General features: G+C 66.2%; 20 protein-coding genes and 1 tRNA gene. 13 read left to right on the top strand and 8 right to left on the bottom strand.

Going from position 1 to position 25,989, the window contains the following annotated elements; all coding sequences use genetic code 11:
• Positions 1 to 6: 6 nt before the first annotated feature.
• From uvrB to polA, 5 genes are all read right to left on the bottom strand, one after another.
• Positions 7 to 2,067, bottom strand: a complete 2,061-nt coding sequence (gene uvrB / locus E3O50_RS06745; RefSeq protein ID WP_134448699.1) for an excinuclease ABC subunit UvrB — start codon at positions 2,065 to 2,067, stop codon at positions 7 to 9.
• A 9-nt stretch (positions 2,068 to 2,076) separates the two neighbouring features.
• Complete coding sequence (gene coaE / locus E3O50_RS06740; RefSeq protein ID WP_134448700.1) at positions 2,077 to 2,715, bottom strand: dephospho-CoA kinase; 639 nt, start codon at positions 2,713 to 2,715, stop codon at positions 2,077 to 2,079.
• 91 nt (positions 2,716 to 2,806) lie between these two features.
• Entirely contained in the window at positions 2,807 to 4,264 is a 1,458-nt protein-coding gene (gene rpsA / locus E3O50_RS06735) for a 30S ribosomal protein S1 (RefSeq protein WP_134448701.1), read from the bottom strand.
• Between the two features lie 169 nt (positions 4,265 to 4,433).
• The gene (locus tag E3O50_RS06730) at positions 4,434 to 6,110 is read right to left on the bottom strand and encodes a DUF885 domain-containing protein (protein WP_134560122.1); all 1,677 of its coding nucleotides are present in this window, start codon (positions 6,108 to 6,110) and stop codon (positions 4,434 to 4,436) included.
• Positions 6,111 to 6,163: 53 nt separating this feature from the next.
• On the bottom strand, positions 6,164 to 8,836 hold the full coding sequence (gene polA / locus E3O50_RS06725) for a DNA polymerase I (RefSeq protein WP_134560120.1): 2,673 nt from the start codon (positions 8,834 to 8,836) through the stop codon (positions 6,164 to 6,166).
• Positions 8,837 to 8,889: 53 nt separating this feature from the next.
• Here polA and E3O50_RS06720 point away from each other — a divergent pair, with 53 nt between their 5' ends.
• On the top strand, positions 8,890 to 9,315 hold the full coding sequence (locus E3O50_RS06720) for a hotdog fold thioesterase (protein ID WP_134448704.1): 426 nt from the start codon (positions 8,890 to 8,892) through the stop codon (positions 9,313 to 9,315).
• An 82-nt stretch (positions 9,316 to 9,397) separates the two neighbouring features.
• Here E3O50_RS06720 and E3O50_RS06715 read toward each other — a convergent pair whose 3' ends face one another.
• The gene (locus tag E3O50_RS06715) at positions 9,398 to 10,003 is read right to left on the bottom strand and encodes a response regulator (protein WP_134366651.1); all 606 of its coding nucleotides are present in this window, start codon (positions 10,001 to 10,003) and stop codon (positions 9,398 to 9,400) included.
• 38 nt (positions 10,004 to 10,041) lie between these two features.
• Here E3O50_RS06715 and E3O50_RS06710 point away from each other — a divergent pair.
• The 4 genes from E3O50_RS06710 to E3O50_RS06695 all read left to right on the top strand — a co-directional run bounded on the left by E3O50_RS06710 (position 10,042) and on the right by E3O50_RS06695 (position 15,148).
• Positions 10,042 to 10,127: transfer RNA gene (locus E3O50_RS06710), tRNA-Leu, on the top strand.
• A 185-nt stretch (positions 10,128 to 10,312) separates the two neighbouring features.
• Positions 10,313 to 11,686 carry a glucose-6-phosphate dehydrogenase gene (locus tag E3O50_RS06705; RefSeq protein ID WP_134560177.1) on the top strand — a complete coding sequence of 458 codons (1,374 nt, stop codon included), beginning with the start codon at positions 10,313 to 10,315 and terminating at the stop codon, positions 11,684 to 11,686.
• 125 nt (positions 11,687 to 11,811) lie between these two features.
• A complete protein-coding gene (locus tag E3O50_RS06700; RefSeq protein WP_134560118.1) occupies positions 11,812 to 13,869 on the top strand; it encodes a hypothetical protein in 2,058 nt (685 codons plus the stop codon).
• Positions 13,862 to 15,148, top strand: a complete 1,287-nt coding sequence (locus tag E3O50_RS06695; protein ID WP_134560116.1) for a hypothetical protein — start codon at positions 13,862 to 13,864, stop codon at positions 15,146 to 15,148. Before E3O50_RS06700 ends, E3O50_RS06695 begins: the two co-directional genes overlap by 8 nt.
• On the opposite strand, the gene E3O50_RS06690 is transcribed toward E3O50_RS06695, so the two are convergent.
• Complete coding sequence (locus E3O50_RS06690) at positions 15,138 to 16,358, bottom strand: DUF2235 domain-containing protein (protein ID WP_134448707.1); 1,221 nt, start codon at positions 16,356 to 16,358, stop codon at positions 15,138 to 15,140. The genes E3O50_RS06695 and E3O50_RS06690 overlap by 11 nt on opposite strands.
• 180 nt (positions 16,359 to 16,538) lie before the next feature.
• Positions 16,539 to 17,261, bottom strand: coding sequence for a CDP-alcohol phosphatidyltransferase family protein (locus E3O50_RS06685; protein ID WP_134560114.1), 723 nt, complete (start codon positions 17,259 to 17,261; stop codon positions 16,539 to 16,541).
• A 75-nt stretch (positions 17,262 to 17,336) separates the two neighbouring features.
• Here E3O50_RS06685 and E3O50_RS06680 point away from each other — a divergent pair, with 75 nt between their 5' ends.
• From E3O50_RS06680 to E3O50_RS06645, 8 genes are all read left to right on the top strand, one after another.
• Positions 17,337 to 18,317, top strand: coding sequence for a zinc-binding alcohol dehydrogenase (locus E3O50_RS06680; protein WP_134560112.1), 981 nt, complete (start codon positions 17,337 to 17,339; stop codon positions 18,315 to 18,317).
• Positions 18,314 to 18,712 (top strand): 6-carboxytetrahydropterin synthase, encoded by a 399-nt coding sequence (locus tag E3O50_RS06675; RefSeq protein WP_134448710.1) that lies wholly within the window; start codon positions 18,314 to 18,316, stop codon positions 18,710 to 18,712. Before E3O50_RS06680 ends, E3O50_RS06675 begins: the two co-directional genes overlap by 4 nt.
• 2 nt (positions 18,713 to 18,714) lie before the next feature.
• Positions 18,715 to 19,749: a glycosyltransferase family 4 protein gene (locus tag E3O50_RS06670; protein WP_166790689.1), complete on the top strand. Its 1,035-nt coding sequence runs from the start codon at positions 18,715 to 18,717 to the stop codon at positions 19,747 to 19,749.
• Positions 19,746 to 20,567 carry an SAM-dependent methyltransferase gene (locus E3O50_RS06665; RefSeq protein WP_134560108.1) on the top strand — a complete coding sequence of 274 codons (822 nt, stop codon included), beginning with the start codon at positions 19,746 to 19,748 and terminating at the stop codon, positions 20,565 to 20,567. Before E3O50_RS06670 ends, E3O50_RS06665 begins: the two co-directional genes overlap by 4 nt.
• Positions 20,564 to 21,565 (top strand): lysylphosphatidylglycerol synthase transmembrane domain-containing protein, encoded by a 1,002-nt coding sequence (locus E3O50_RS06660; protein ID WP_134560106.1) that lies wholly within the window; start codon positions 20,564 to 20,566, stop codon positions 21,563 to 21,565. The genes E3O50_RS06665 and E3O50_RS06660 overlap by 4 nt, the downstream gene beginning before the upstream one ends.
• Positions 21,562 to 22,308 carry a dihydrofolate reductase family protein gene (locus tag E3O50_RS06655; RefSeq protein WP_134448714.1) on the top strand — a complete coding sequence of 249 codons (747 nt, stop codon included), beginning with the start codon at positions 21,562 to 21,564 and terminating at the stop codon, positions 22,306 to 22,308. Before E3O50_RS06660 ends, E3O50_RS06655 begins: the two co-directional genes overlap by 4 nt.
• A 17-nt stretch (positions 22,309 to 22,325) precedes the next feature.
• Entirely contained in the window at positions 22,326 to 23,927 is a 1,602-nt protein-coding gene (locus E3O50_RS06650; protein ID WP_134560104.1) for a hypothetical protein, read from the top strand.
• 93 nt (positions 23,928 to 24,020) lie between these two features.
• Positions 24,021 to 25,778, top strand: a complete 1,758-nt coding sequence (locus tag E3O50_RS06645) for an HNH endonuclease signature motif containing protein (protein ID WP_134560103.1) — start codon at positions 24,021 to 24,023, stop codon at positions 25,776 to 25,778.
• Positions 25,779 to 25,989: the final 211 nt, after the last annotated feature.

The raw sequence follows: 25,989 nt of genomic DNA, 5'->3' as shown, positions 1-25,989 counted from the left end.
TGTTGATCAGATGTGCCCGGCCTTCTCCATCTGGCGGAGTTCGCGTTTGAGTTCGGAGACCTCGTCCCGGAGCCGGGCAGCGAGTTCGAACTTGAGCTCGCCCGCGGCCTCGAGCATCTGGCCACTGAGGTCGGCGATGATCGACTCGAGGTCGTTGGCTCCGTTCGCGGCGATGCCGGTGCGGAGCGGGGTCGCCGCGACCTTGCGCCGGGCGTCGCGACCGGCGAGGAGCTCGGCGGTGTCGGCCTCTTCCCGTGCGAGGATGTCGGTGATGTCGGCGATCCGTTTGCGGAGCGGAGTGGGGTCGATGCCGTGCAGGGTGTTGTAGGCGACCTGCTTTTCGCGGCGGCGGTCGGTCTCGTCGATCGCGCGTTCCATCGAGGCGGTCAGCCGGTCGGCGTACATGTGCACCTCGCCGGAGACGTTCCGGGCGGCCCGGCCGATCGTCTGGATGAGGGAGGTTGCGGAGCGCAGGAACCCTTCCTTGTCGGCGTCGAGGATTGCGACGAGCGACACCTCGGGCAGGTCGAGGCCCTCCCGGAGGAGATTGATGCCGACGAGGACGTCGTACACGCCCGCGCGGAGCTCGGTGAGGAGCTCGACCCGGCGCAGGGTGTCGACGTCGGAGTGCAGGTAGCGCACCCGGACGCCGGCCTCGGTGAGGAAGTCCGTGAGTTCCTCGGCCATCTTCTTGGTGAGGGTCGTGACGAGTACCCGCTCGTTGAGTGCGACGCGCTTGTGGATCTCCTCGAGGAGGTCGTCGATCTGTCCCTTGGACGGCTTGACGATGATCTGCGGGTCGATGAGCCCGGTCGGGCGGATGATCTGTTCGACGATGCCGTCTGCGATGCCCATCTCGTATTTCCCGGGCGTGGCGGACAGGTACACGGTCTGGCCGACCCTGTCCTTGAATTCGTTGAACTTGAGCGGCCGGTTGTCGAGGGCGCTCGGGAGCCGGAAGCCATGCTCGACGAGCGTGCGTTTGCGGGACGAGTCCCCCTCGTACATCGCCCCGATCTGCGGGACGGTGACATGGGATTCGTCGATGACCATCAGGAAGTCGTCGGGGAAGTAGTCGAGGAGACAGTGCGGCGCCTCCCCCGGTGACCGCTGGTCGATGTGCCGGGAGTAGTTCTCGATGCCGGAGCAGAAGCCGATCTGTTCCATCATCTCGAGGTCGAAGGTCGTGCGCATCCGAAGTCGCTGCGCCTCGAGCAGTTTGCCTTCCCGTTCGAGCTGGCCGAGCCGTTCGGCGAGTTCTTCCTGGATGGTGACGATGGCCCGCTGCATGGTCTCGGTGCTCGCGACGTAGTGCGAGCCGGGGAAAACGGACACGGATTCGAGCTTGCGGACGATGTCACCGGTGAGCGGGTGCAGACTGTAGAGCGCCTCGATCTCATCGCCGAACATCTCGATCCGGATCGCGAGTTCCTCGTACATCGGGATGATCTCGATGGTGTCGCCGCGCACCCGGAAGTGGCCCCTGGAAAAGTCGACGTCGTTGCGCTGGTACTGCATCGCAACGAACTTGCGGATCAGCCAGTCACGGTCGACCTTCTGGCCCACCTGGAGGGCGATCATGGCCTCCATGTATCCCTCGGGTGTGCCGAGGCCGTAGATGCAGGACACGGTGGAGACGACGACGACGTCCCGGCGGCTCAGGAGCGAGTTCGTGGTGGAGTGCCTGAGCCGCTCGACCTCGGCGTTGATCGAGGAGTCCTTCTCGATGAAGGTGTCCGTCTGCGGGACGTACGCCTCCGGCTGGTAGTAGTCGTAGTACGACACGAAGTACTCGATGGCGTTGTTCGGCATCAGCTCGCGGAACTCGTTCACGAGCTGGGCTGCGAGGGTCTTGTTGTGCGCGAGCACGAGCGTCGGGCGCTGCACCTGTTCGATCAGCCAGGCGGTCGTCGCGGACTTGCCGGTTCCGGTGGCTCCGAGGAGCACGATGTCGGTTTCACCGGCGTTGATGCGTTCGGCGAGTTCTTTGATCGCGGTCGGCTGGTCGCCGCTCGGCGTGTATTCGCTCACGACCTCAAAGGGATGTACGGATCGCGTGGGTTCCATCCCTCCAGTCTAGATTCGACCACCGACACTCTCGGTGCCGGCAGAGTTTCCGGCGCTCCGCACGCGTTCCCAGAGCGCGTCGACCTGTCGCAGGGTGTGTTCCAGGGTGCCATCGGTGTCGATCACGACGTCGGCGATCGCAAGCCGTTCGGCATCATCGGCCTGGGCGCGGATGCGCATGGCCGCGTCCTCCTGGCTCATCCGGCGCAGGTCGACCATCCGTTGCATCCGGGTCTCCGGAGTCGCCTGGGTGACGACGACGAGGTCGAACGGATGCTCGACGGCCGCCTCGACCAGAAGGGGTACGTCGTAGACGACCACCGCCGAGGGATTCGCGAGCCCGGCTGCACGAATGCGTGCGTTCGTGAGCGACCGCACTGCGGGGTGCACGATCGCGTTGAGCCTCGCCAGGGCCGCCGGGTCGCCGAAGACGATCGCGCCGAGTCTGGGCCGGTCCAGCGCACCGTCCGGTCCGACGAGAGCGGTGCCGAACTCCGCCGCGATCGCCGCCAGGACGGGGCTGCCCGGTTCGACGACCTCGCGGGCGAGGCGATCCGCATCGATGACGACGGCCCCGTGTTCCGTGAGGGCGCTCGCAACGGTGCTCTTGCCGGATGCGATCCCGCCGGTCAGTCCAATGAGGTACACCCCGGCAATGCTACCGATGTGGCCAGGGCGCAGAAAACCGGCCGGGCCCCGAAGGGTCCGGCCGGTTCTGGTGTTGCGGTGGAGCTGCGTGCTAGTTGTTGCTGCTGAGCTTCTCGCGCAGTGCGGCGAGTGCCTCGTCGTCAGCAAGCGTTCCGGCTCCGGCCGTCTCGCTCGAGAACGAGTTGCCAGCTGCAGAGGGAACGTCGCCGACGGCGATGATCTCGTCGTTCGCGGACGCGACCTGCTTCTTGTGGGCTTCCCAGCGAGCCTGGGCTGCAGCGTAGTCCTGCTCCCACTTCTCGCGCTGGTTTTCGAAGCCTTCGCGCCACTCGTTGGTCTCCGGGTCGAAGCCCTCGGGGTACTTGTAGTTGCCCTGGTCGTCGTACTCGGTGAGCATTCCGTAGAGCGCCGGGTCGAACTCGGTGCCCTCGGGGTCGACACCCTCGTTGGCCTGCTTGAGGCTCAGCGAGATGCGGCGACGCTCGAGGTCGATGTCGATGACCTTGACGAAGACCTCGTCGCCGACCGAAACGACCTGCTCGGCGAGCTCGACGTGCTTGCCGGAGAGTTCGCTGATGTGGACCAGGCCCTCGATGCCCTCTGCAACGCGAACGAACGCGCCGAAGGGGACGAGCTTGGTGACCTTGCCCGGTGCAACCTGGCCGATGGCGTGGGTGCGGGCGAAGACCTGCCACGGGTCTTCCTGGGTGGCCTTGAGCGACAGCGACACGCGCTCGCGCTCGAGGTCGACCTCGAGGATCTCGACGGTGACTTCCTGGCCAACCTCGACGACCTCGCTGGCGTGCTCGATGTGCTTCCAGCTGAGTTCGGAGACGTGAACCAGGCCGTCAACGCCACCGAGGTCGACGAACGCACCGAAGTTGACGATCGAGGAGACGACGCCCTTGCGGACCTGTCCCTTCTGGAGGTTGTTGAGGAACGTGGTGCGGCTCTCGGACTGCGTCTGCTCGAGCAGGGCACGACGGGACAGCACAACGTTGTTGCGGTTCTTGTCGAGCTCGAGGATCTTCGCTTCGATCTCCTGGCCCAGGTACGGGGTCAGGTCGCGAACGCGGCGAAGCTCGATGAGCGAGGCCGGCAGGAAGCCACGGAGGCCGATGTCGACGATGAGCCCGCCCTTGACGACCTCGATGACCGAACCGGTGACAACGCCATCGGATTCCTTGATCTTCTCGACGTCGCCCCACGCACGTTCGTACTGGGCGCGCTTCTTCGAGAGGATGAGGCGGCCTTCTTTGTCTTCCTTCTGGAGAACAAGGGCCTCGACCAGGTCGCCGACCTTGACAACCTCGGAAGGGTCAACGTCGTGCTTGATGGAAAGTTCGCGGGAGGGAATGACGCCCTCGGTCTTGTAACCCACGTCGAGGAGGACCTCGTCGCGGTCGATCTTCACAACGGTGCCCTCGATGAGGTCTCCGTCGTTGAAGAATTTCAGAGTCTTTTCGACCGCGGCAAGAAAGTCTTCAGCAGATCCAATGTCGTTGATGGCGACCTGCTTAGGTGCCCTATCGGTCGTTGCGATTGTCATGTAGTAGTTGCTCCAGGATGGACATAAGTCGGGCCATACGCGAACGGGTGGGGATTGTGGACTCCGCGCATGGCAGCGGATAGTTCGTCACAAACGTGACAGTCAAGCTTAGCTGTTTGCAGGGGCCACCGGCAACATCCGCTTGTCACGTCGTGTACGCGGAGAGACGTCAGGACAGCAGCGCCGCGCGGAGGGTGTCGAGGCCGACGCCGCCGAGGTCGAGGGCTCGCCTGTGGAAGTCCTTGATCGAGAACGCCGCACCCTCCCTGGCCGTGCTGGCGTCGCGGAGTTCCTCCCAGATGCGCTGGCCGATTTTGTACGAGGGCGCCTGTCCCGGCCAGCCGAGGTACCGGTTGACTTCGAACTGCACCGTGCTCTCGTCGACGTTGGCATTGCGGCGGAAGAAGTCGAAGGCATGCTCGGCCGTCCAGACGCCGCTTCCATCCGGCAGGGTCTTGCCGAGGTGCACGCCGATGTCGATCACGACGCGGGCGGCGCGCATCCGCTGGCCGTCGAGCATGCCGAGACGGTCGGCCGGGTCGTCGAGGTAGCCGAGCTCGCTCATCAGGCGTTCGGCGTAGAGCGCCCAGCCCTCTGCGTGCCCTGACGTGCCCGCGAGCTGGCGACGCCAGGTGTTCAGGATGCCGCGGTTATGCACCGCCTGTCCGATCTGCAGGTGGTGGCCAGGAACACCCTCGTGATAGACGGTCGACAGTTCGCGCCAGGTGGAGAACTCGGTGACGCCTGCCGGAACCGACCACCACATCCGGCCCGGCCTGGAGAAGTCGTCGCTCGGCCCGGTGTAGTACACGCCGCCGTCCTGCGTCGGGGCGATCAGGCACTCGAGCGCGCGGATCTCCTGGGGGATGTCGAAGTGACTCACCGACAGTTCGGCGACGGCGCGGTCGCTCGTCTCCTGCATCCAGCGTTGCAAGGCCGCCGTGCCGTGCAGGGTGCGGCTCTGGTCGGCGTCGAGGTGGGCGATGGCCTCCTGCGCGCTCGCTCCCGGGAGAATCTGCCTGGCGATGCCCTCCTGCTCCGCGACCATCCTGGCGAGTTCCTCGATCCCCCACTCGTAGGTTTCGTCGAGATCGACAGCGGCCCCGAGGAACCGGCGGGACTGGAGCGCATAGATCTCCCGGCCGACCGCATCCGCCTCTGGCGCGGACCGTTCGAGCTCGTCGCCGAGGAATGCGGCCAGCGCGGAGTATGCGGCGGCGGCGGCGCGGGCGCCGGACCCGAGGTCGGTCGCGAGACTCGCGGGCAGGCTGCCCGTCACGGGACTCGCCTCCGCGGCGAGCGTGGCGAAGAAGCCCGTCTTCGCCGCGTGCCGGCGTGCCTGAACTGCGACCTCGCGCACCTGGCGCTTCGCGGGCATGATGCCTTCGCGGATGCCGAGGCGCAGGGTCTCGATGTAACCCGCGACGGCCTCGGGCACGGCGCCGAGCCGCGTGGAGATGGTGCGCCAGTCCTCGACGGTTTCCGTCGGCATCAGGTCGAAGGCCGCGCGGATGTCCTGCGCGGGCGAGGCGAGATTGTTCAGGTCCCGAAGCGGCAGGCCCGCATCGGCGCTCTCGACGCCGAGGGCGAGTTCGCTGCGCAGATCCGCGCGGGTGACCTCGTCGACCGCGTCGACGACGACAGCGGCATCGAGGCGCCTGATCGTTGCGAGAGACGCGAGGCGGTGCCGTTCCAGGCCCGCCGGGGAGTAGTCGCCATACCGGTCGGCGCCCACGATGCGGCCGATGTAGGTGCCGATCGTGGGATCGAGGTCGACGAGGGTGTCGACCCAGTCTTCCGCGATCGCATCAATCGCTGTGGGCGTACGCACGGTGTCTTGGCTCATGGACCGAGCCTAGATCACCGTACCGGCAGCGACACAGGGAGCGAGCCGGGACCTCAGTGCGCCGCGGCGTCCCAGTTCGCACCCCTGCCGACCTGCACGTCCAGGGGCACGAGCAGCGCAGCGGCGGTCTCCATCCGGTGCGTGACGACGGTGCGGAGAGCGTCCCACTCGCCGGGCGCGACCTCGAAGATCAATTCGTCGTGCACCTGGAGCATCATCCGGGACTCGAGGCCTTCCTCGAGCATGTCCTCCGCGATGTTGTTCATTGCGATCTTCATGATGTCGGCGGCCGAGCCCTGGATCGGGGCGTTGAGCGCAGCCCGCTCCGCGTTCTCCCTGAGCACGCGGTTGGAACTGTGCAGTTCGGGGAACGGGCGGCGGCGCCCGAAGATCGTCGCCGTGTACCCGTCGACCTTGGCCTGTTCGACGACGTGCCGCAGGTAGTCGCGCACGGCGCCGAACCGGGCGAAGTAGTCCGTGATGAGCTGGCGTGCTTCCTTCTGGTCGATCCGGAGCTGCTTGGAGAGGCCGAAGGCACTCAGCCCGTACGCGAGTCCGTAGGACATGGCCTTGACCTTGCTGCGCATCTCGTTCGTGACCTCCTCCGGCGTGACCCCGAAGACGGATGCGCCGACGAAGCGGTGCAGGTCTTCTCCGGCGTTGAAGGCCTCGATCAGCCCGGCGTCTTCGGAGAGGTGCGCCATGATGCGCATCTCGATCTGGGAGTAGTCGGCCGTCAGCAGGCACTCGGCGTCCGGGCCGGAGTGGAAGGCTGCCCGGATCCGCCGGCCTTCCTCTGTGCGCACGGGGATGTTCTGAAGGTTCGGATCGGCCGAGGAGATCCGGCCTGTGGCAGTGCCGATCTGCACGTAATTGGTGTGGATGCGCCCGGTCGCGTCGATCGCCTTGTCAAGGGTCTCGACGATCTGGCGGAGCTTGGTCGCGTCCCTGTGCTGCAGGAGGAGACCGAGGAAGGGATGCGGGTTGCTCGCCTGGAGATCGGCGAGGGCGCCGGCATCCGTCGTGTATCCGGTCTTGTTCGCGCGGGTCTTCGGCATGCCCAGTTGCTCGAACAGGACCTCCTGGAGTTGCTTGGGCGAGCCGAGGTTGACCTCGCGGCCGATCTCGGCGAACGCGCCCGCCGCGTACTCCGCCGCCCGCTCGCCGAGCTGGGCCGACAGGACGGACAGCTCCTCGTGTGACACGGCGACGCCGGTGAGTTCCATGTCGACGAGGGTCAGCAGGGTCGGCATTTCGATGTCGGTGAGCACAGACTGGGAACCCGGATCGAGCAAGGCCCCGAGCGCGGCCGAGAGCCGGTAGGCGTACCAGGCCTCGGTGGGCACGCCGCCAGACTCCGACTCGTCCGGCACCAGCTGGTTGGGGTCTGCGACAGGAAGCGTCTCGTCGAGGTAGCGGGTGACGAGGTCGGCGAGGGTCTTGTCCGGCCCGCCCGGGCGCAGCAGCCAGGCGGCTACGAGGGTGTCGGTGACGAGCCCACCGAAGCCGAGGCCACTGCGGCGCAGGGCCTTGAGCTGGTGCTTGGCGTCGTGCATGATCTTGAGCGCGTCGCTCGCGAGCCAGTCCTCGAAGGGCAGGTAGTCCGTGCGTCCCGGCTGCCACGGAAGGTTCACGGACTCCTCGAGCCCGGACACACCGAAACCGATCGCCTTGCCGTCCTGCACCTCGACCTGGAGGCCGAGTCCGCCCGGGTTGGCCGCTACGACCCGGGTGAGCCAGGCATCCAGCTCCTCGTCGAGAAGGTCCTTGGCGACCGGCGCGGAGGGCGCATCGTCACGCTCGACCGGCACGACGGTCGCGCCAGACTCGTCCGCGCCGCCCTCGAGCTTGATCACGCGTTCGAGCAGGTTCTTGAACTCGAGGCGACCGAAGACCTCGCGCACGGCGGCTTCGTTGATCGGGGCGCGGACGAGGTCTGGCAGTTCGACGGGGAGGTCGAGGTCGGTCACGAGCCGGTTGAGGCGGCGATTGCGGATCGCGTTCTCCTTCTGCTCGCGCAGGTTGTTTCCGACGACACCCTTGATCTCGTCCGCGTGTTCGAGGATGCCGGCAAGGCTGCCGTAGAGGCCGAGCCACTTGACGGCGGTCTTCTCGCCGACCTTGCTGATGCCGATCAGGTTGTCGCTCGTCTCGCCGACGAGGGCCGCGACATCGGGATACTGGGCCGGATCGATGCCGTATTTCTCGCGCACACGTGCCGGGTCGTACCGGGTGAGCGCCGAGACGCCCTGGCTCGCCGGGTAGAGCAGGGTCACGTTGTCGTTGACGAGCTGGATCGAATCCCGGTCGCCGGAGACGACGAAGACGTGGTACCCCTCCGCGGTTCCGCGGACGGACAGGGTCGCGAGGATGTCGTCCGCCTCGAAGTCTTCCTTCGTGATGGTCGTGATGTTCATGGCCGCGAGGGCCTCCTGCAGGAGCGGCACCTGACCTTTGAATTCCGGAGGGGTACTCGCCCGGGTTCCCTTGTATTCGGGGTATTCGCGGGTGCGGAAAGAGGCGCGCGAGATATCGAAAGCGACGGCGATGTGCGAGGGGTTCTCGGTGCGCAGCAGGCTCAGCAGCATCGAGATGAACCCGTGGATGCCGTTGGTGTGCTGGCCGTCCCGGGTCTGGAAACTGTCGACCGGGAGCGCATGGAACGCCCGGTAGGCCAGTGAATGGCCGTCGATGATCATCAGGGTAGGCTTTTCGGAATCCGACACACAGACAGCCTACAAGCGTCGTCCGACGGCGCAGGGCCCTATCCAAGGTGACCATGACCCAGAAGACCGAAGACGCCCTCAGCTGGGTGCAGCAGCGCGGCGGCGGGGCCCTCGCCGACAAGATGGGCATCGAATTCCTCGAGTTCAGCCTCGAGCGGGCGGTGGCACGGATGCCGGTGTTCGGCAATACCCAGCCGGCCATGCTCCTGCACGGGGGCGCCTTCGTGGTGCTCGGCGAGAGCCTCGGATCGATGTCCGCGAACCTGCACGCGGGACCGGGCAAGCTCGCCGTCGGCATCGAGATCAACGCGACGCACACCCGCTCGGCGACGAGCGGCTGGGTCACCGGCGTCTGCACGCCGATCCACCTCGGGCGCACCCTGACGACCCACTCGATCGAGATCGACGACGATCAAGGCAGGCGCTGCTCGACGATCCGGATCACGAACCTGATCACCGACCGCCCCGGCATCGCCTGATCTGTCACGCCCGCCGTGCACACACGACAAAGGCGGGCCCGGTCGCCATTGACCGGACCCGCCTTTCGTCTGTGCAGTGGTGCTACTTCTTTGCGGAGAGCTGCTCGATGATCGCCTGGGCGACATCGTGCATGGTGAGGCGGCGGTCCATCGACGCCTTCTGGATCCAGCGGAACGACTCCGGTTCGGTGAGGCCCATCTTCTCGTTGAGCAGGCCCTTGGCCCGGTCGACGAGCTTGCGGGTCTCGAAGCGCTCGACGAGGTCGGCGACCTCGGCTTCGAGGGTGATGATCTGGCTGTAGCGGGACAACGCGATCTCGATCGCGGGCAGCAGGTCGTTCGGGGTGAACGGCTTGACGACGTATGCGAGTGCGCCGGCTTCCGTCGCCCGCTCGACCAGTTCCTTCTGGCTGAACGCGGTGAGGAGCACAACCGGGGCGATGTGCGCCTTGGTGATCCGCTCCGCGGCCGAGATGCCGTCGAGGTGCGGCATCTTGACGTCCATGATCACCAGGTCGGGTCGCAGCTCGGTCGCCAGGGCCACAGCGGTTTCGCCGTCGCCGGCCTCGCCGACGACCTCGAATCCGGCGTCACGAAGGATTTCGACGATGTCGAGACGAATGAGGGACTCATCCTCGGCCACGACAACACGGCGAGGAGGTACTGGGGTTGAATCTTGGTCGGTCACGGGTCAAAGCCTACGGTATTCTGAACCAGGTGTTGTGAGCCGGTGTGGCGGAATGGCAGACGCGGAGCACTCAAAATGCTTTGTTCGAGAGGACGTGTGGGTTCGAGTCCCACCACCGGTACCAACACAGGTCAGTCATGATGCGGAACTCGGGCGAATCAGACGCCGGTGGCCCACACGTGAAGCTCCGATTGTGTGATCGAGGCGGTCTGCGACGGCGTCCAGGTCGTCGTCGTCCAAGAGGTCTTCTGCATCAGCCAGGTGGCGACTAGTCCCGTTTCGCCAGTCTTGCCGAGGTATCGTGTGCGCATGGCTGACCGCATCGGAACTCTCGTCATATTCGGAGCGGGCGGGGATCTCTCAAAGAGGTTGCTTCTTCCGGGCCTGGGCCAGTTGCTCAGTAGCTCCCGGGGCTACGATCTTCGCCTGATCGGTGTGGGATCCGATCCCATGACGAGTGCGCAGTGGCGTTCCCGTGTCGTCGAGTCCTTCGCCGCAGGGGGATCCGAGAGCGCCCGGTCTGCCAGGGTGGCGAACAACTCGATATACCTCCAGGCCGACGTGACGAAACCAGCTGACCTCGCTCGCGTGCTTGCTGCCGCAACGGGCACACCGGCGCTCTACTTCGCTCTGCCGCCGAACGTGACGATTCTCTCGATCGCTGCACTGGGGAAGGTCAGGCTGCCTAAGAACACCGTTCTCGGGATGGAGAAACCGTTCGGCACCGACTTGCGCAGCGCCCAGGCGCTCAATAGGCAGCTCGTGAGGCTTCTGCCAGAGAACCACATCCACCGGGTGGACCACTTTCTGGGAAAGTCCACGGTGCTCAACCTGCTCGGCCTCCGTTTCACCAACCGCTTGTTCGAGCAGGTCTGGAGCGCAGAGCACATCGAGCGAGTGGATATCGTCTTCGACGAGACCCTTGGCCTCGAGGGTCGCGCCGGGTATTACGACAAGGCGGGCGCCCTCGTTGACATGATCCAGAGCCACCTGCTTCTCGTGATGGCGCTCACTGCGATGGAGCCCCCGTCGAGTCTGGACGCCGACGATCTGCGCGGATCAATGGCCCAGGTACTCCGCGCCACCCGCGCGTGGAAGGGCGACCCGGTAGCCAGCAGCCGCCGTGCCCGATACACCGCCGGCACAATTGACGGGCGAAGACTTCCCGCTTACGTGAAAGAGACCGGCGTGACTCCCGAACTCGACACAGAAACACTCGCGGAGGTGACCGTCGGGATCGAGAACTGGCGTTGGGCCGGCGTTCCATTCCGACTTCGGTCGGGAAAAGCCATGGCCGACCGCCGCCAACAGATCGTCGTAACTTTCAAGGACGTACCGCACCGGCCCTACGGCTTCACCGGCAACCCCGGTCCCGCGCGGCTCACTATCTCGCTCACCCCGGACAGTATCGATCTCGACCTCAACATCAACATCAACGGCGAAGATGATCCTTTCGCTCTCGACCGGGTCAATCTTCAGGTGCAATTCGCCCAGGGAGAACTAGGCCCGTACGGCGAAGTACTGCACGGAATCCTCTCCGACGACCCCACCCTTTCGGTGCGTGCAGACGCGGTGGAAGAGTGCTGGCGCATTGTCACTCCGATCCTCTCCGCCTGGCGCAAAAGCTCCGTACCTCTCGACAACTATCGAGCCGGCTCCGCGGGGCCAACCACCTGGCGCTAGAAAAACTCCTCCCATGGTCGGCCTCGTCCGGGGTTCCCAATCCGAACCGCACGGGGGATGATCGAGCCAACACCTCGAGCGCGAACACTCACCGTTTGACATTGTCGCGGAGGAAGAAGGCACCGATGGGGGTCGCCACACCAGGAGACCAGCCGCCAGCGCGCCTGGGACCGCGTAACGATCCGCCGGTGCGGCTGCCCGCTCGGCGGCCGTTGCCGGTCTACGCGTTCGATCCGATGTCAACTCGACTGAGCGGCCGATTTTTGACGGTCGATGTTCCGTTCGAGCGCGATTTGGAGCCGGGACCATCGGGCCGGCTGGTGCAGGTCGTCGACTACGACGCGGCTCGCGATGTCTGGTATCGGCCGGTCGATCTGAATGATCCGGCGATCCTGGCCCAGGGCGGGCTTCGTCCGTCCGAAAGCGATCCGCGCACCCACCAGCAGGTTGTCTACGCCGTCGCGATGAGCGTGATCGAACGGTTCGAACGTTTCGGTGGGCAGCGTTTCCGCTGGCGGGGCGGGCGGGAGTTGCGGATCGTGCCGCACGCGTTTGAAGGCCGCAATGCGTTCTTTGATCCAACGCGGCGTGCGGTGCTCTTCGGCTACTACAAGGCCGACGAACGCGATCCGGGATCGAATCTGCCCGGCCAGGTGATGTTCACGTGCTTGAGCGTCGATGTTGTGGCGCACGAAGTGACGCATGCGATCGTCCATCGCATCCGCAAGTACTTCTCGGAGGCATCGAATCCGGATGTGTTCGCGTGGCACGAGGCATTCGCCGACCTGGTGGCGCTGTTTCACCACTTTCTCTTCCCGGACGTGGTGGCTGAGGCGGTGGCCAACTCGAGCACAGACCTTCGGGAAGGGTCGGCATTGCTCGACCTGGCGCTCGAATTCGGGGAGTCGACAGGCCGCGGTGCGGCGCTGCGGTCGGCCATCGGGTCGCCGCGCACGCCGGACGCGTTCCTGGCGGCGACCGAGCCGCACGCGCGGGGGGCGTGCTTCGTGGCGGCGGTCTTCGACGCCTACCTCGACACCTATTTGAAACAGATCAACGATCTGCGCCGGCTGGCAACCGGCGGAACCGGAGTCCTCCCACCAGGGGCCTTGCCAACCGACCTGGTGAAACGGGTGACGGTCGAGGCGATCCGGAACGCAGACCGTATCCTCGGGATGGTCGTGCGGGCTTTCCAATACCTGCCGGTGGTCGACGTGACGTTCGGGGACGTGGTCCGCGGTATCGTGACGGCCGACCGGGCGCTCTACCCGGATGATGCGATGCGTTTGAGGACGAACCTCGTGGAAGCTCTGCGGCGGCGCGGGATCTATCCGCCGTCGGTGTCCTCGCTGACAGAAGAAGCATTGACCTGGCCGGGGCCGGCGGATCCGGCACTCAGCCTGACCCGCGGGGCACACAGTGTCGACTTGGCGCCCCTCATCCTGGAGGCGACGCAGAACCTCGACTTGGGCGGCGAGGCGTCGACGACCATCACCGGAGCGGACGCGGACCCGGAGATCGAGGGGCCGGACAAGTCGGATGCACGGCCACGGGTATCCACTCGTGCGCGACCCGCGGTGCCGGCGGTTCCGGCGGTTCCGGCGGCACAGTCGGGAGCCCTGAAACCGGCGTCGGCGACGACAGCGAATTCCGCGACGGTCGTGGCGCTCATCGAGTGGGGCAGGTATCACGCGTACGAACTCGGCCTGGATCCGGACCTCCCTCTGGAATTGGTGGGCGTGCACGCGGTGTTCGTGCAAGCATCCGACCTGCAGCCCCGGCCGATCGTGGTGGCGCAGTTCGCGCAACGCCATCAGGAGCTCGAAGACCAGTCCCTGCCCGCGGGTAAACGCATGGCGATCCGAGCGGGAACGACGGTCATCGCCCGCGTCGACGGGCAAGTCGTGCACGTGGTGGCCAAGCCACTTCCCTTGTCGAACCCCGATGCGTTGACGAAGCCGGAGACATTCACCGGGAAACCGGACGCGGTGCGAGCGTTCGCGGAATCGAGTGCTGCGATCGGTGCGAAGCGGGCGAAAGCGCTGCAGGCGTGGAGCGACCACGTGACGTCGGCGGATGCGCTCGCGGCCTGGACCGACCAGCCCTCGCTGCTTCGCATGACGTTCGCGTCTCTCCACGCCGCAGAGGAGGTCCCGATGCCGAAAGTCGTGCCCCATGCCTGACCAGACGACCGTTGCCGTGCGGATGTACAACGTTGGCTTTGGTGACTGCTTCCTGGTCACGATCACACGAGGTCTACAGGTGTGGCGGATGCTCGTCGATTGCGGTGTGCACAGTCAGGGCCGCGCGACGATCAACGGTGTCACCCGGGACATTTCCGATGTGGTCCACACGGTCATCGCGGACCTCACAGCGGTTGCCGCTGCCGGCTCTCCCCCGCACCTCGACGTTGTCGTCGCCACCCACCACCACCAGGACCACATCAGCGGCTTCGCGGTCGACGAGTGGACCAGCGTCGATGTCGGCCAGGTGCTGGTCCCGTTCGTGGAGGACACGAGCGATCCGGCTGCCCAGGCGCTGCGCAATTCACTCGTGTCCACAGCGACCCAGATCCACGGTTTCATCGAGGCGAAGGCCCAGACGAACTCAGGGGATCTGCCGGCTCCGCTGGCATTGGCCAGCGCCCTGGCAGCCAACTCGATGGGCAACGCGAAAGCAACCGACCGGCTGCTCAGCCGCAACGGCACCCAGTTCAAGAACACGCCGCCGGTCATGTTCGTTCCCAACCGGGACCCCGCGAAGAACGTGATCGCCGTGCCCATCGAGGGGGTGAGCATCCACCTGCTCGGCCCGTCGCGCGATCCGAAGCAGCTCGCGTTGATGGACCCGCCGGTGTCAGCACAGTGGCTGCAACTCGATCCCGACCAGCACCCCGACGACGACGACGAAACACCGACCATCTTCGATCCGATCTATGTAGTGGCGGACGAGGACGTCCAGTCGATCCCTTCGGAGCTGAGGGACGCGCGCGCCTCCCTGCGCCTGACCCAGCTCGGCACCGACGACGACGCGCTGCTCGACGCAGCGGCCGTTCTCGAACGCTCCGTCAACAACACGAGCGTGTACTTCGTGCTCGACGTGTCCGGGACGCGGTTGCTGTTCGTGGGCGACTCGCAGGAAGGCGCCTGGGAGCACGTGCTCGACGACCCCGTGTCGAAGGCTCTGGTCAGCAGTGTCGCGTTCTACAAGATCGGGCACCATGGATCGCACAACGCGACTCCGAAGCCGTTCGTTGAGTCCGTGCTCGGGCAGGGGGCCTATGCGATGCTGCCCTGGGGACTGGTCAAACAGTGGGAGAACACCATTCCCAAGGCAGAACTTCTCACGGCCCTGGCTCAACTCAACACGCATGTGGTTCGAGCGGATGCGCCAGTCGCCGCGCCACCGGCTGTAGTGGTGGACCCGGGACTGCTGTGGAGTCAGGTGACCTTCACGGTGTAGTAGGTCGGGTCGCTACGGCCGCTGGCGCGGGATGCTCCGTAGGCGCCGGAGCGGACTCGATCGGATTGGCGGCTCGGACCGGGACGGGCGCGAGGTCGATCCAATTCGGGTCAGCCCACTGCACGCCCGATGGGATCCGCGTTTCATAGAGGCCCGGGGCCTCCATACGGGGCCTGACGCTGGAGTGGATGAACGCGTTCGCCGGGATCGGGCGTGTTCGGTCGATAAAGATCTTCCACATCCAGCTATTCGCGTGCACGGTTCCGTCGGCGCTCAGCTCAGTGACGGTGCACGCTTTCGCGTACGGACCAGGTTCAACGAGCATTCCCTCCTCAAGGGCGCCCTCGACGATCCACTTGAGGGTGACGTTCGAGAGGCGCGGGTCGTCCTCGAAAGTGCCCCCGACATCCGTGTGCACACCCGCGAACCAGACCTCCTCAAGCTGGGACTGAGGGGACGGCGTGACGAGGTATTCGCGGAAGGGTCGGCGCTTCTCATCGATCGACACGGCATGACGCACGCGCACATCATTGTCCAGCTTGCGCGTATAGGGCCATTTGATATCCCATTTGAGGAATCCAGCCGCCTTCACCGTGTCGAATGCGCCGAGGTACGCGACGCGCACGGTACTCCGCCCGTTGACTTTGCGGGCGAAGTTCTCGGAGAACTCGTCGATTCCTGCCCAGAATGCCCTCGACGCGACAGTCTGCGGGGTGCGAGGTGCGGCGCTGGTGGGGGTCTTCCCGCTCGGGGTGGTGACGCCGTCCTGTCCCTGGGGACGGTCATCCTTGCTGCGCTTGGTGAACTCGGAAACTGCATAGGGCACGAGGTTCTCCGAGCCGGCATGAAGAAGGCCGATCGTGCGCAGCATGCCTGATAGAGCGCGGGCGGTGTATGCGCCGCGGCTGAATCCGAACACGAAGATGCGGTCACCCGGATTCCACTCCCGCATCAACCATGTGTATGCCTCGCCCAGGTTCTGGCGAAGCCCATTGCCGAACGCAAGCCCGCCGACGCGCGAGAGCCAACGCGCGAGCGGACCCCACGAGGCCGACGACGAGAATGTGCCCACCCCCGGGTCGTAGTAGGCGATCTGTTTCGTCGGGTCGGTGAGGTCGAGCATCCCGAACACCTTGATGACGTTCGAGTCACCCCGTGCTCGCGGCTGGGCGCCCGTGCCATCAAGACAGATGACCAGATTCCTAGCCATGAAGTTCCTCCCCTGGCTCGCGTAGCGGTATCAACCGGACGGGTAACAAGATAGCCGTGGTTTGAGCGCAGTTACCAGAGCGATCACGCGGGATGGGTGCAGCGGGACCGTGCTTCGAAGTGCCCGGCATTCCCCTCCGTGTGAATGTTCGCCTCCGCCGCTCGCCATTCCTGATCGGGATCAACGGAACCTGACCGGCTCTGACCGTCGTGCAGCGAGCCAGAGCACGTCGCGGCCAAAGGATTCGAGGAGCAGGACGAGCGCCAGCGCGACGAGCAGGGCATCAAGACCGGGGAGAAGCCGTGTCGCGGCCGTCGCCAGGGCGATGCCCTGCACGGCCGTGACGACCTTCCGCCAATACCGGGATGGCAGCTGCCGGCGGAGCCAGGGAAAGGTCCACCCGGCGATGACGAAGAGGTACCGCATGGTGCCGATCGCGAGGACCCAGGTCCCCAGGTTCTTCGACACATAAACGCTCAGCACGAGCAACAGGAACGCATCGACTTCCATGTCGAACCGCGCGCCCAGCTCGCTCGTGGAGTTCGTGTGCCGCGCGACCCAGCCGTCGACGGCGTCCAGGACGAGGGCAGGCACGACGAGGGCCATCATCAGGGTGGTGGGAACCGGCGCGACGAACGATGCAACGACGATCCCGCTGATCATCCCGACGAGCGTCGACCGCACGGCCGTGACACGGTTTGCTGGTCCAAATCGTGTCGAGTTTCTGCTCCGTAGCCCGCGCACGAGCAGGGCATTCGACACGACCAGGTAGCTGAGGGCCACCAGCCAGCCGACAGCGGGCGCCCACGACCGGTCCCAGGACCCAGCGGCAAGGCCGAGGACCGTCGCGGCTGCCGTCCCCGCGATTGCTGAGGAAATCGGCGCGAATTGAACTCTGCGCATCCCTGTCTCGTTTCTTTGTTAACTCATCTGTTAAGACGGCGCTCCGGCATAAATCGTTCACGAACGGGAGGGACTGTGGTCGAGTCATCCGCATTCTGGGTGGAGTCGCCCCACGTCGGGGTGCTCCGCCGGGAAACCGTGCCGAAACCCGGCGATGGAGAGGTGCTCGTAAGGACCCTCTACACCGGGGTCAGCCGAGGCACGGAGATTTCGGTCTTCAGCGGACACGTCCCGCAGAGCGAGTTCGACTTGATGCGTGCCCCCCACCAGGACGGCGAGTTTCCGGGCCCGGTCAAATACGGTTATCTGAATGTCGGCGTCGTAGACCAGGGACCCGAATCCCTCGAGGGCCGGATCGTGTTCACGCTGTTCCCCCACCAGTCAGCGTTCGTCGTCCCCGCCGATGCGGTCGTGCCGGTTCCCGTCGGGATACCGGCACGTCGCGCCGTGCTCACGGGCGCGGTCGAAACAGCCATCAATGTGCTCTGGGATGCTCGTCCACTTATCGGCGACCAGGTGTCCGTCATCGGCGCCGGCATGATCGGGTGTTGTGTCGCACGACTGCTCCGCGGCATCCCCGGGGTCGAGGTCACTCTGATCGACGTCAACCCAGCGCGCCAGGTGGTTGCGGATCGACTGGGCGTTGGCTTCGCCGACGTCGCGCGGCCGCCGGGTGACCGGGACATCGTAATCAACACGAGCGGTTCGGCCGCCGGGTTGCAGCTCGCCCTCGAAACAGTGGTCACCGACGGTGAGGTCCTCGAGGCGAGCTGGTACGGCGATCGCCCGGTCACGCTCATGCTGGGCGCCGACTTCCACTCGCGACGATTGACGATCCGGTCGAGCCAGGTCGGAGCGGTGGCGGCGAGTCGCCGGGGAAACCGGTCGAGGCGTGAACGCCTGGAGCTGGCCATGCGGCTCCTGCACGACCCGGCCTTCGACGCCGTGCTGACCGGTGAATCCTCGTGGCGCGACCTTCCCGAGGTGATGGCGAGCCTCGCCCGGGGGGCTCCGGATGTCCTGTGTCACACCATCACGTGGGGAGAACCAAAATGACGTACACGGTCACGGTCCGCGATCATCTGATGATCGCCCACAGTCTCACGGGCGACGCCTTCGGCGCTGCCCAGCGACTCCACGGAGCCACGTTCATCGTCGACGCGACCGTCGCGTCGGGCGGCCTCGACGCCAACGGTGTGGTCGTGGACATCGGCAGACTGGCGAGCGCGCTCGCGGAGATCACGGGGGCGCTCACGTATCGCAACCTCGACGAAGACCCGCGGTTCCGGGGCCGGAACACAACCACCGAAGTGCTCTGCACAGCGATCGCCGATCTGCTGGCCGAAGGGGTGAAGGCAGGGTCACTCGGCCCCGTTCAGCAGCTGGACTCCATCACGGTCACGCTCCATGAGTCACACATCGCGTGGGCAAGCTACACGAGGACGGCATGAGCATGTCCGCCGAACGTCGGGTCTCCTTCTTCGTGCCCGCAGCGATCGACGACCCCGCCAGGGTCAGCGGTGGCAACGTCTACGACCAGCACGTTCGCGACGGGCTCCGACGCAGCGGCTGGGAGGTGCACATGGTTCCGATCCCGCCGGATGACGGCATGCTCACGGGCCTGACCCTGTCGAGGCTGCCGGACGGTGCCCTCGCCCTGGTCGACGGCCTGATCGCCGCACGCGAATCGGTGGCATTGGGCCTCCAGGCCACCCGGCTCCGGTTGATCGTCCTCGCGCACATGGTCACGGCCGACAGCCGTGAACGAGACGCATTCCGGGCTGCGAAACGCATCATCGCCACGAGCGGATGGACCCGGTCTGAGATCATCACGTGTCACGGCTCAGAGCCCGGCGACGTCGTGGTCGCCTACCCCGGGACGGATCCCGCTTCCACGACGGTTGCTTCACCAGCCGGTGGCCGGCTGCTGTGCGTTGGCGTGGTCGCCCCGCATAAAGGCCAGGACCTGTTGCTGGAGGCATTGGCGCACCTCACCGACATAGACGGCTGGACGTGCACCTTCGTCGGATCACTCGACGGTGCACCAGGTTTTGTCGACGAGCTGACGCGCGCCCGTCACCGGGCACGCCTCACCGCCAGGGCACCGTTCACGGGTGCGCTGGTCGGAACACGGTTGGACAGCGCATACGCCAGGACCGACCTTGTCGTCGTGCCATCCCGGTACGAGAGCTTCGGAATGGTCGTCGCAGAGGCCCTGGCCCACGGCATTCCCGTCCTGGCCTCCCGTATCGGTGGCATTCCGGAAGCGCTCTCGAACGAGTCGGCGGGGATCCTCGTCGCGCCGGAGGATCCGCGGGCGCTCGAGGTCGCGCTGCGCCATTGGTTAGCCAGTCCGGCACAGCGGTCGCAGCTCAAGGCAGCCGCCACGGCGGCCAGCAGACGGGCCAGGCCGTGGAGTGCGACGGTAGCCGCCATTGCGTCAACGCTCATCGAGGTGGCATTCCGTGAAACGGCGGTTTCCCCATGACCGGCATTCCCCTGGTCAGTCCGGACTGGCTGGCGCTGCGTGAACCGGAGGACGCAGCTGCGCGCTCACGCGATCTTGCGCTCACCGCCGCCGCCAAAATCCCGGATGGACCGGTGATCGTTCACGATCTCGGCAGCGGGACCGGTTCGATGATGCGCTGGCTCGCTCCCCTCCTCCCCGGTCCGCAGTCCTGGATCCTGCACGACTGGAATCCGGACCTGATCGAATCGGCCATCGGCAGGATGCGTCCGCGGGACGGGAACTCGGCAGCGATCTCCGTTCTCGCCCGACCGGGGAACCTCGCCGACCTGCGGGCATCCGACCTTGAGGGTGCGTCCCTCGTGACGGCATCCGCCCTGCTCGATGTGCTGACCTCCCACGAGACCCACACCATCGTGGACGCCTGCGTTGACGCCAGCTGCCCCGCTCTTCTCACCCTCAGCGTGACAGGCCGGGTTCGCCTGAGCCCACGGGACCACCTCGACGCGGCATTCGAGGAAGCCTTCAACGCACATCAACTTCGACTGGCAGACAATCGCAGGCAGCTCGGTCCGTATGGCGCGCCGATTGCGCGCGGACTGTTCACACAGGCCGGCTGGGAGGTGCGCCAGACCGCCACGGAATGGCTGCTCGACCACAGCAGGCACCGCCTGCTCCTCGACTGGTTCTGCGGATGGGTGGACGCCGCCGTCGAGCAGGATCCCCGGCTGGGCGCTGAGGCCGCGCGCTTCCGGCGACTTCGGATGTCCCAGATCCGACGCGGGGAGCTGGCAGCGCGCATCCGCCACGTCGACCTGCTGGCCTGGCCGCGCGGATGACCCACCGCAGCCGAGCCCTGATTCGCCAGGTCTTGCGGTCGGCGGGATTCCGCCGTGCCATCCGTCCGGTCCTCGGCGCCGGCGTCCTCATCAGCGTCATCGGCCAGGTGGGAACGGGCCCGTTCCTGCAGGGCATCGTCAGCCTGGACGGACCGACGATCGGCGCGGCGCTGCTTCTTTCGGCCGTTGCAACAGTGGCTGCCTCGTGGCGGTGGCAGCTCATCGCGACCCGCCTGGGAGTTCCGCTCCGCTTGTCGACCGCCGTCGGAATGTACTACCAGTCCCAGTTCTTGAACACGATCCTTCCGGGCGGAATCGTCGGGGACATCCGCCGGGCAGTCGACAGCGGCCCGCGCGGCACAAGCGTCAGGCCCGCCGCGCGCGCTGTCGCGGTCGAGCGCCTGTCGGGGCAGGTCGTGCAGCTCGGCCTGGCGCTGATAGTGCTGGCGTGCTTCGGAACCGAGTTCGAGGGCTACCTGCTGCCGGCGCTCGGGATCGGATTCGGCGTTGTCGTCGCCGGGCTTGCCGCGACGATAGCGCTGAGCACACGCGCCCGTGCGGTGCTGCTCAGCGAGGCGCGCGAACTCCGGGCCGGCCTCGGATCACTGCGCACCTCCCTGCAGGTCGCGATCGCGTCGGTCATCGTCGTCGGCTGCCATGTCGCCACTCTCACGCTCGCAACTACGGCCGTTGGCGCGAGGATGCCGGGGCTGCGGATGCTCACTCTCGCTCTCGTCATCCTGCTCGGCGCCTCGATCCCGCTGAACATCGGCGGCTGGGGACCTCGCGAGGGCATCGCCGGCTGGGCATTCGCAGTTGCGGGATCGGGCGCGCCGGCGGGGGTGGCGGCATCCACCCTGTTCGGCGTGCTCACGATGCTCTCGATCACGCCGGGCGCGCTCGTCGCCGCCGCTGTCGCCGTTCGTCTGCGCCGACCGGAGTCCATTCTCGTTCCACACGCTCTCGACCACGCTCTCGACCAGGAGGAGACATCGTGACACTCACGCCATTCGTCACCCTGAGCTGCGCCATCTCGCTCGACGGGTATCTCGACACAGCGCGTCCACCGCGGCTCACCCTGTCGAATGCAGCCGACCTCGATCGTGTTGACGCCGTGCGGGCAAGGAACGACGCAATCCTGGTCGGTGCACGAACCGTGCGAGCCGACAACCCGCGATTGCTGGTGAGGAGCGCTGCCCGCCAGAACCGTCGAGAGGCGGCCGGCCTGCCGCGCTCACCGTGGAAGGTCACGGTGACGGCGACGGGCGACCTCGATCCGAACGCGGCATTCTTCACATCCGGGGACACCACTCGGCTCGTGTACTGCCCCGCGCCGCTGGCCGGCGGCCTCCGGCGACGGCTCGGACCCGCCGCCGTTGTGATCGGACTGGACGGTGGAGTGAGAATGACCGAGCTCGTCGCGGACCTGGGCCGGCGCGGGATCGGCAGGCTCATGGTCGAGGGAGGAGCGATCGTCCACACGCAGTTTCTCACCGCGAATCTGGTCGACGAGCTTCAGTTGTGCGTGGCGCCGTTCTTCGTCGGCTCGGCCGGGGGTGCCCGCTTCGTCGGAGACGGTGTGTTTCCGTGGACCAGTGACCGGCGGGCTCACCTCGCAGAAGCCAGGCCGATCGGTGACATGGTTCTGATGCGTTACGCGCTCTCAGATCGGTTCACCGAGCACGACGCGGAAGCCCACCCGGCTGTGATCACGGCGCCTCTCATGGTGGGAATGCGGTGAGCGCCAACCGTCCGCCGATGGTTCGACGACGGGTGGGCCTGATCGCCGCCCTCGTCCTGGCCGTGGTTGCCGTCCTAGCGCCTGGATGGATCAGCACGGGGTCGCTGCTGGCCCTGGTGCGCGTACCCCTGGAATCGGTCGTCGTCGTCCTGATCCTGGCGGGACTTCGGCGTCCGTTCGCGCGCCGGACCGTCTCAATCCTCGCCAGTATGATCTTCGTCGCAACCATCGCCCTCGCGGCTCTCGATCGGGGGTTCAAAAGCACGGTCGGTCAGCCGTTCAATGTGGTGACCGGCTGGCCGGAGGTGCGGGACGCCTACGGTGTCCTCCGGGATTCTGCCGGCCCGGTCGCATCGGTCACACTGCTCATCCTGATCCCGCTATCGTTTTCGGCTGTCACTCTCATTCTGGCTGGTGCATTCCTTCGGATCACGGACGCAGTGGGTCGGCGACGCCGCCCCGCAGCGATCGGTGGCTTCGTGATCGCAGCGAGTTGGATCGCGCTCGGATTCAGCGGCGCCCAGGTCGTACCCGGCGAATCCGTCGCCGCTGCGGACACGATCCACACGGTCGTCGTGAAAGCCGAGCAGGTCAGGATCGCGGATGCCGACCAGGCCAGATTCGCACGCGCAAGCGCAACCGACGAATACGCCCGATTGCCGGCATCCTCTCTCCTCACCGGGCTGAAGGGAAAGGACGTCATCGTCGCGTTCATCGAAAGCTATGGCCAGGTCGCCGTCCAGGACACGTTCTTCTCCGTCGGCGTCGACGACGTCCTGCGCAGGGGAAACACGGAGCTCGCGGCCAAGGGCTATTCGGAACGCAGCGCCTTTCTCACTTCGCCGACGTTTGGCGGAATCAGTTGGCTCGCCCACGCCACCCTGCAGACCGGGCTCTGGATTGATTCACAACAGAAATACGATCAGGTGACCGCTGGAAACCGGCTCACCCTCAGCAGGGCCTTCGCTGAGGCGGGCTGGCAAACCATCAGCGACGTGCCATCGGACAGCGGGCCGTGGCCGATCGGCCGATCGTTCTATCATTTCGACACCGAACTCACCTCTGAGAACGTCGGATATCAGGGTCCTCCGTTCAGCTATGCCCTGATACCCGATCAGTACACCTGGGCCTACTTTCAGAAGCACGAGCTGGCAGGACCTCACCGTCCGCTGATGGCGGAGATCGACCTGGTGTCCTCGCACACCCCGTGGACTCCCCTGCCCCACGAGGTGCCGTGGACCGCTGTCGGGGACGGCTCAATCTACGACTCCCAGCCGGACCAGGGCCTGTCTCCGAGCGAGGTCTGGCAGAGTCCGCACCTGGTGCAGCAGCTCTATGGCCAATCGGTGGAATACACGCTGAGCACGCTCTTCTCCTTCCTCACCACCTACGACGACCCGAACCTCGTCCTCGTCGTTCTCGGCGACCACCAACCGGCCACCGTGGTCAGTGGCGAAGGAGCGAACCATACTGTGCCGATCAGCATCATCTCCCGGGATCCCGAGGTCATGAGGCGGATTTCCGCGTGGCAGTGGCAACCGGAAATGCTGCCGGGACGCACGGCGCCCGTATGGCGGATGGACGAATTCCGCAACCGGTTTCTCGCGGCGTTTGACTGACGACCTGTCCTCAATAGTGTGCTGGTCAGAGGAAGTTTCCACACACCTGAGCCATGCTCACAGAATGTCGGTGGTCGGTCGTAACGTGGGGGCATGACCAACCTCCCGGAGTCGCCCGCCTCACCCGAAAAGCCGCACGGCGACCGGGAGCATGACGACCCGGTGCTCGGCGGCGGCGTGCTCGGCGGCGGAGTGCTCGGCGGGTTGCGCTCGATGGCAAATGTCGTCACCGGGTTGGGCGGTTCGTCCGCCGCCGTCGACACGCTCAGTGACGAGGCGGTGCTCGAGGGACACGCACTGATCGCGAAAGCCCGGCGGGCCCTCGACACCCAGGCAGCATGGTTCGCAGCGACCCTGGCCCGCAGGTCCCGGCCCGACCTCGGCGGGAAGGGTCTTGCGGCCCGGAAGGGGTTCCGCTCCCCGGAGGACCTGCTGCAGTCGATCTCCGGGTCGAGCAAGGGCGATGCGGTCAAGCTCCTCGGGGTGGGCCGGCTGGTGGCCGAGATCGACGCCGCTGAGAAGGCCGCCCGCGACGCCGCCGAGGCCCAGAAGCTGCTCGACGGCACCCCGCCCCTCGACGGGGCCGCTCCAGATCTGCCGCCGGTCGACCAGCCGGTTCCGTCGGCAGCGGTACCACCGTGGCACGCCCCGATCGGCCGCGCCCTCGCCGAGGGCTGGCTCAGCGTCGAGAAGGCGGACGCGCTCCGTAAGGGCCTGGGCGATCTGGACCGGGCTATCACCCCGGAGAATCTCGCGTCCGCCCTGGACCGGCTCCTCACCGAAGCACGAACCCTGAACGCAGATCAGTTGTTCAAGCGGGCCCGCCGGGTGCGGGACGTGCTCGATGAGGCCGGCATCGCCGCCCGCGAGAAAGCCGTCTACGACGACCGGTCCCTGCGGTTCTGGCGGCTCCACACGGGGCAGGTGCGCATGGTCGGGTTGTTCGCCCCGGAAGACGGCGAATACCTGATGAGTACCTACGACGCCATCACCAGCCCCCGCCGGGGCGGGGTCCGCTTCGTGGACAAGGAGCAGGCAGCGTGGACGAAGCGCGTGCAGGACGACCCGCGCACCACCGAACAGCTCACCGCGGACGCATTCCTCGCCCTGACCAAACTCGGCGTCAAAGCCGACCCCAAGCGCATCGCCGGAGGACGAAGCCCCGCCGTCCGCATGATCACCATCCGCCCCAGGAGCACCACACCGACCAGCACCACACCGACGGGGACCGCATCCACCGGCACCGCACTCATCGGCGTCGCACCGCACGGGACCGCGCCGGTCCGGACCGCGTCGATCGAGACCGCAGCCGGCAGGACTGAACCGAGCTGGCCGACTCCCGACGCGGTGACCGGACCCACGTCCGATGCCGAGGCAGGCCGCAGAGACGAGGCACCCGCGCTCCAGCCGGGCGTGATCGAGGGAACCGCGGTTACGGTCTCCACCGAGACTCTAGAACGGAACCGGTGCGACACCGGACTCCTCGACGTCACCTTCGACGACCACGGCAGCGGCGTCGACCTCGGCCGCGAACAACGCACCTTCAGCCCCGCCCAACGCGACGCCCTCGCCCTTCGCGACGGCGGCTGCATGTGGCCCGGCTGCGACCGAGCACCCTCCTGGACCGAAACCCACCACATCCAGCACTGGAAAGACGACACCGGCGCAACCAACCTCGCCGACGGGATCCTGCTCTGCCGGGCCGACCACCTCAGACTCCACAACGAACACTGGCGCATCACACGCGACGACACCGGCCACTACTGGCTCACACCACCCCCGGGACTCGACCCCGAACAGAGACCCATCGTCCTTACCAGCAAAAGCCCGATCCTCCGGGACGACGACTGAGTCGGCGAGGAAGATCGGCGGTGTAGCGGGGACGGCAGCGGCACCGACCGCCGAGTCTCCTTGTTCCGTACTAATGGTGTTCGAAACTGGACGTTTCGGACCCGGCAGTTCAGACATCGGCGCTTCAGACCTCACCGCTTCAGACCTCACCGCTTCAGACCTCACCGCTTCACACTTCACGGTTTCAGACCAACCGTCTCGCCCGCGGCGG

It is taken from the genome of Cryobacterium sp. MDB1-18-1, from assembly GCF_004402735.1.
Classification (GTDB): Bacteria; Actinomycetota; Actinomycetes; order Actinomycetales; family Microbacteriaceae; genus Cryobacterium; species Cryobacterium glucosi.
Note: the sequence above shows the minus strand (reverse complement) of the source record. Positions and strands in the feature narration are given on the sequence as shown.

Bases quoted from the DNA above. Each gene is read 5' to 3' on its own strand.
- uvrB (WP_134448699.1), bottom strand. From the start codon at position 2,067: ATGGAACCCACGCGATCCGTACATCCCTTTGAGGTCGTGAGCGAATAC.
- rpsA (WP_134448701.1), bottom strand. From the start codon at position 4,264: ATGACAATCGCAACGACCGATAGGGCACCTAAGCAGGTCGCCATCAAC.
- E3O50_RS06730 (WP_134560122.1), bottom strand. From the start codon at position 6,110: ATGAGCCAAGACACCGTGCGTACGCCCACAGCGATTGATGCGATCGCG.
- E3O50_RS06720 (WP_134448704.1), top strand. From the start codon at position 8,890: ATGACCCAGAAGACCGAAGACGCCCTCAGCTGGGTGCAGCAGCGCGGC.
- E3O50_RS06705 (WP_134560177.1), top strand. From the start codon at position 10,313: ATGGCTGACCGCATCGGAACTCTCGTCATATTCGGAGCGGGCGGGGAT.
- E3O50_RS06700 (WP_134560118.1), top strand. From the start codon at position 11,812: ATGGGGGTCGCCACACCAGGAGACCAGCCGCCAGCGCGCCTGGGACCG.
- E3O50_RS06695 (WP_134560116.1), top strand. From the start codon at position 13,862: ATGCCTGACCAGACGACCGTTGCCGTGCGGATGTACAACGTTGGCTTT.
- E3O50_RS06690 (WP_134448707.1), bottom strand. From the start codon at position 16,358: ATGGCTAGGAATCTGGTCATCTGTCTTGATGGCACGGGCGCCCAGCCG.
- E3O50_RS06685 (WP_134560114.1), bottom strand. From the start codon at position 17,261: ATGCGCAGAGTTCAATTCGCGCCGATTTCCTCAGCAATCGCGGGGACG.
- E3O50_RS06675 (WP_134448710.1), top strand. From the start codon at position 18,314: ATGACGTACACGGTCACGGTCCGCGATCATCTGATGATCGCCCACAGT.
- E3O50_RS06670 (WP_166790689.1), top strand. From the start codon at position 18,715: ATGTCCGCCGAACGTCGGGTCTCCTTCTTCGTGCCCGCAGCGATCGAC.
- E3O50_RS06665 (WP_134560108.1), top strand. From the start codon at position 19,746: ATGACCGGCATTCCCCTGGTCAGTCCGGACTGGCTGGCGCTGCGTGAA.
- E3O50_RS06660 (WP_134560106.1), top strand. From the start codon at position 20,564: ATGACCCACCGCAGCCGAGCCCTGATTCGCCAGGTCTTGCGGTCGGCG.
- E3O50_RS06650 (WP_134560104.1), top strand. From the start codon at position 22,326: ATGGTTCGACGACGGGTGGGCCTGATCGCCGCCCTCGTCCTGGCCGTG.
- E3O50_RS06645 (WP_134560103.1), top strand. From the start codon at position 24,021: ATGACCAACCTCCCGGAGTCGCCCGCCTCACCCGAAAAGCCGCACGGC.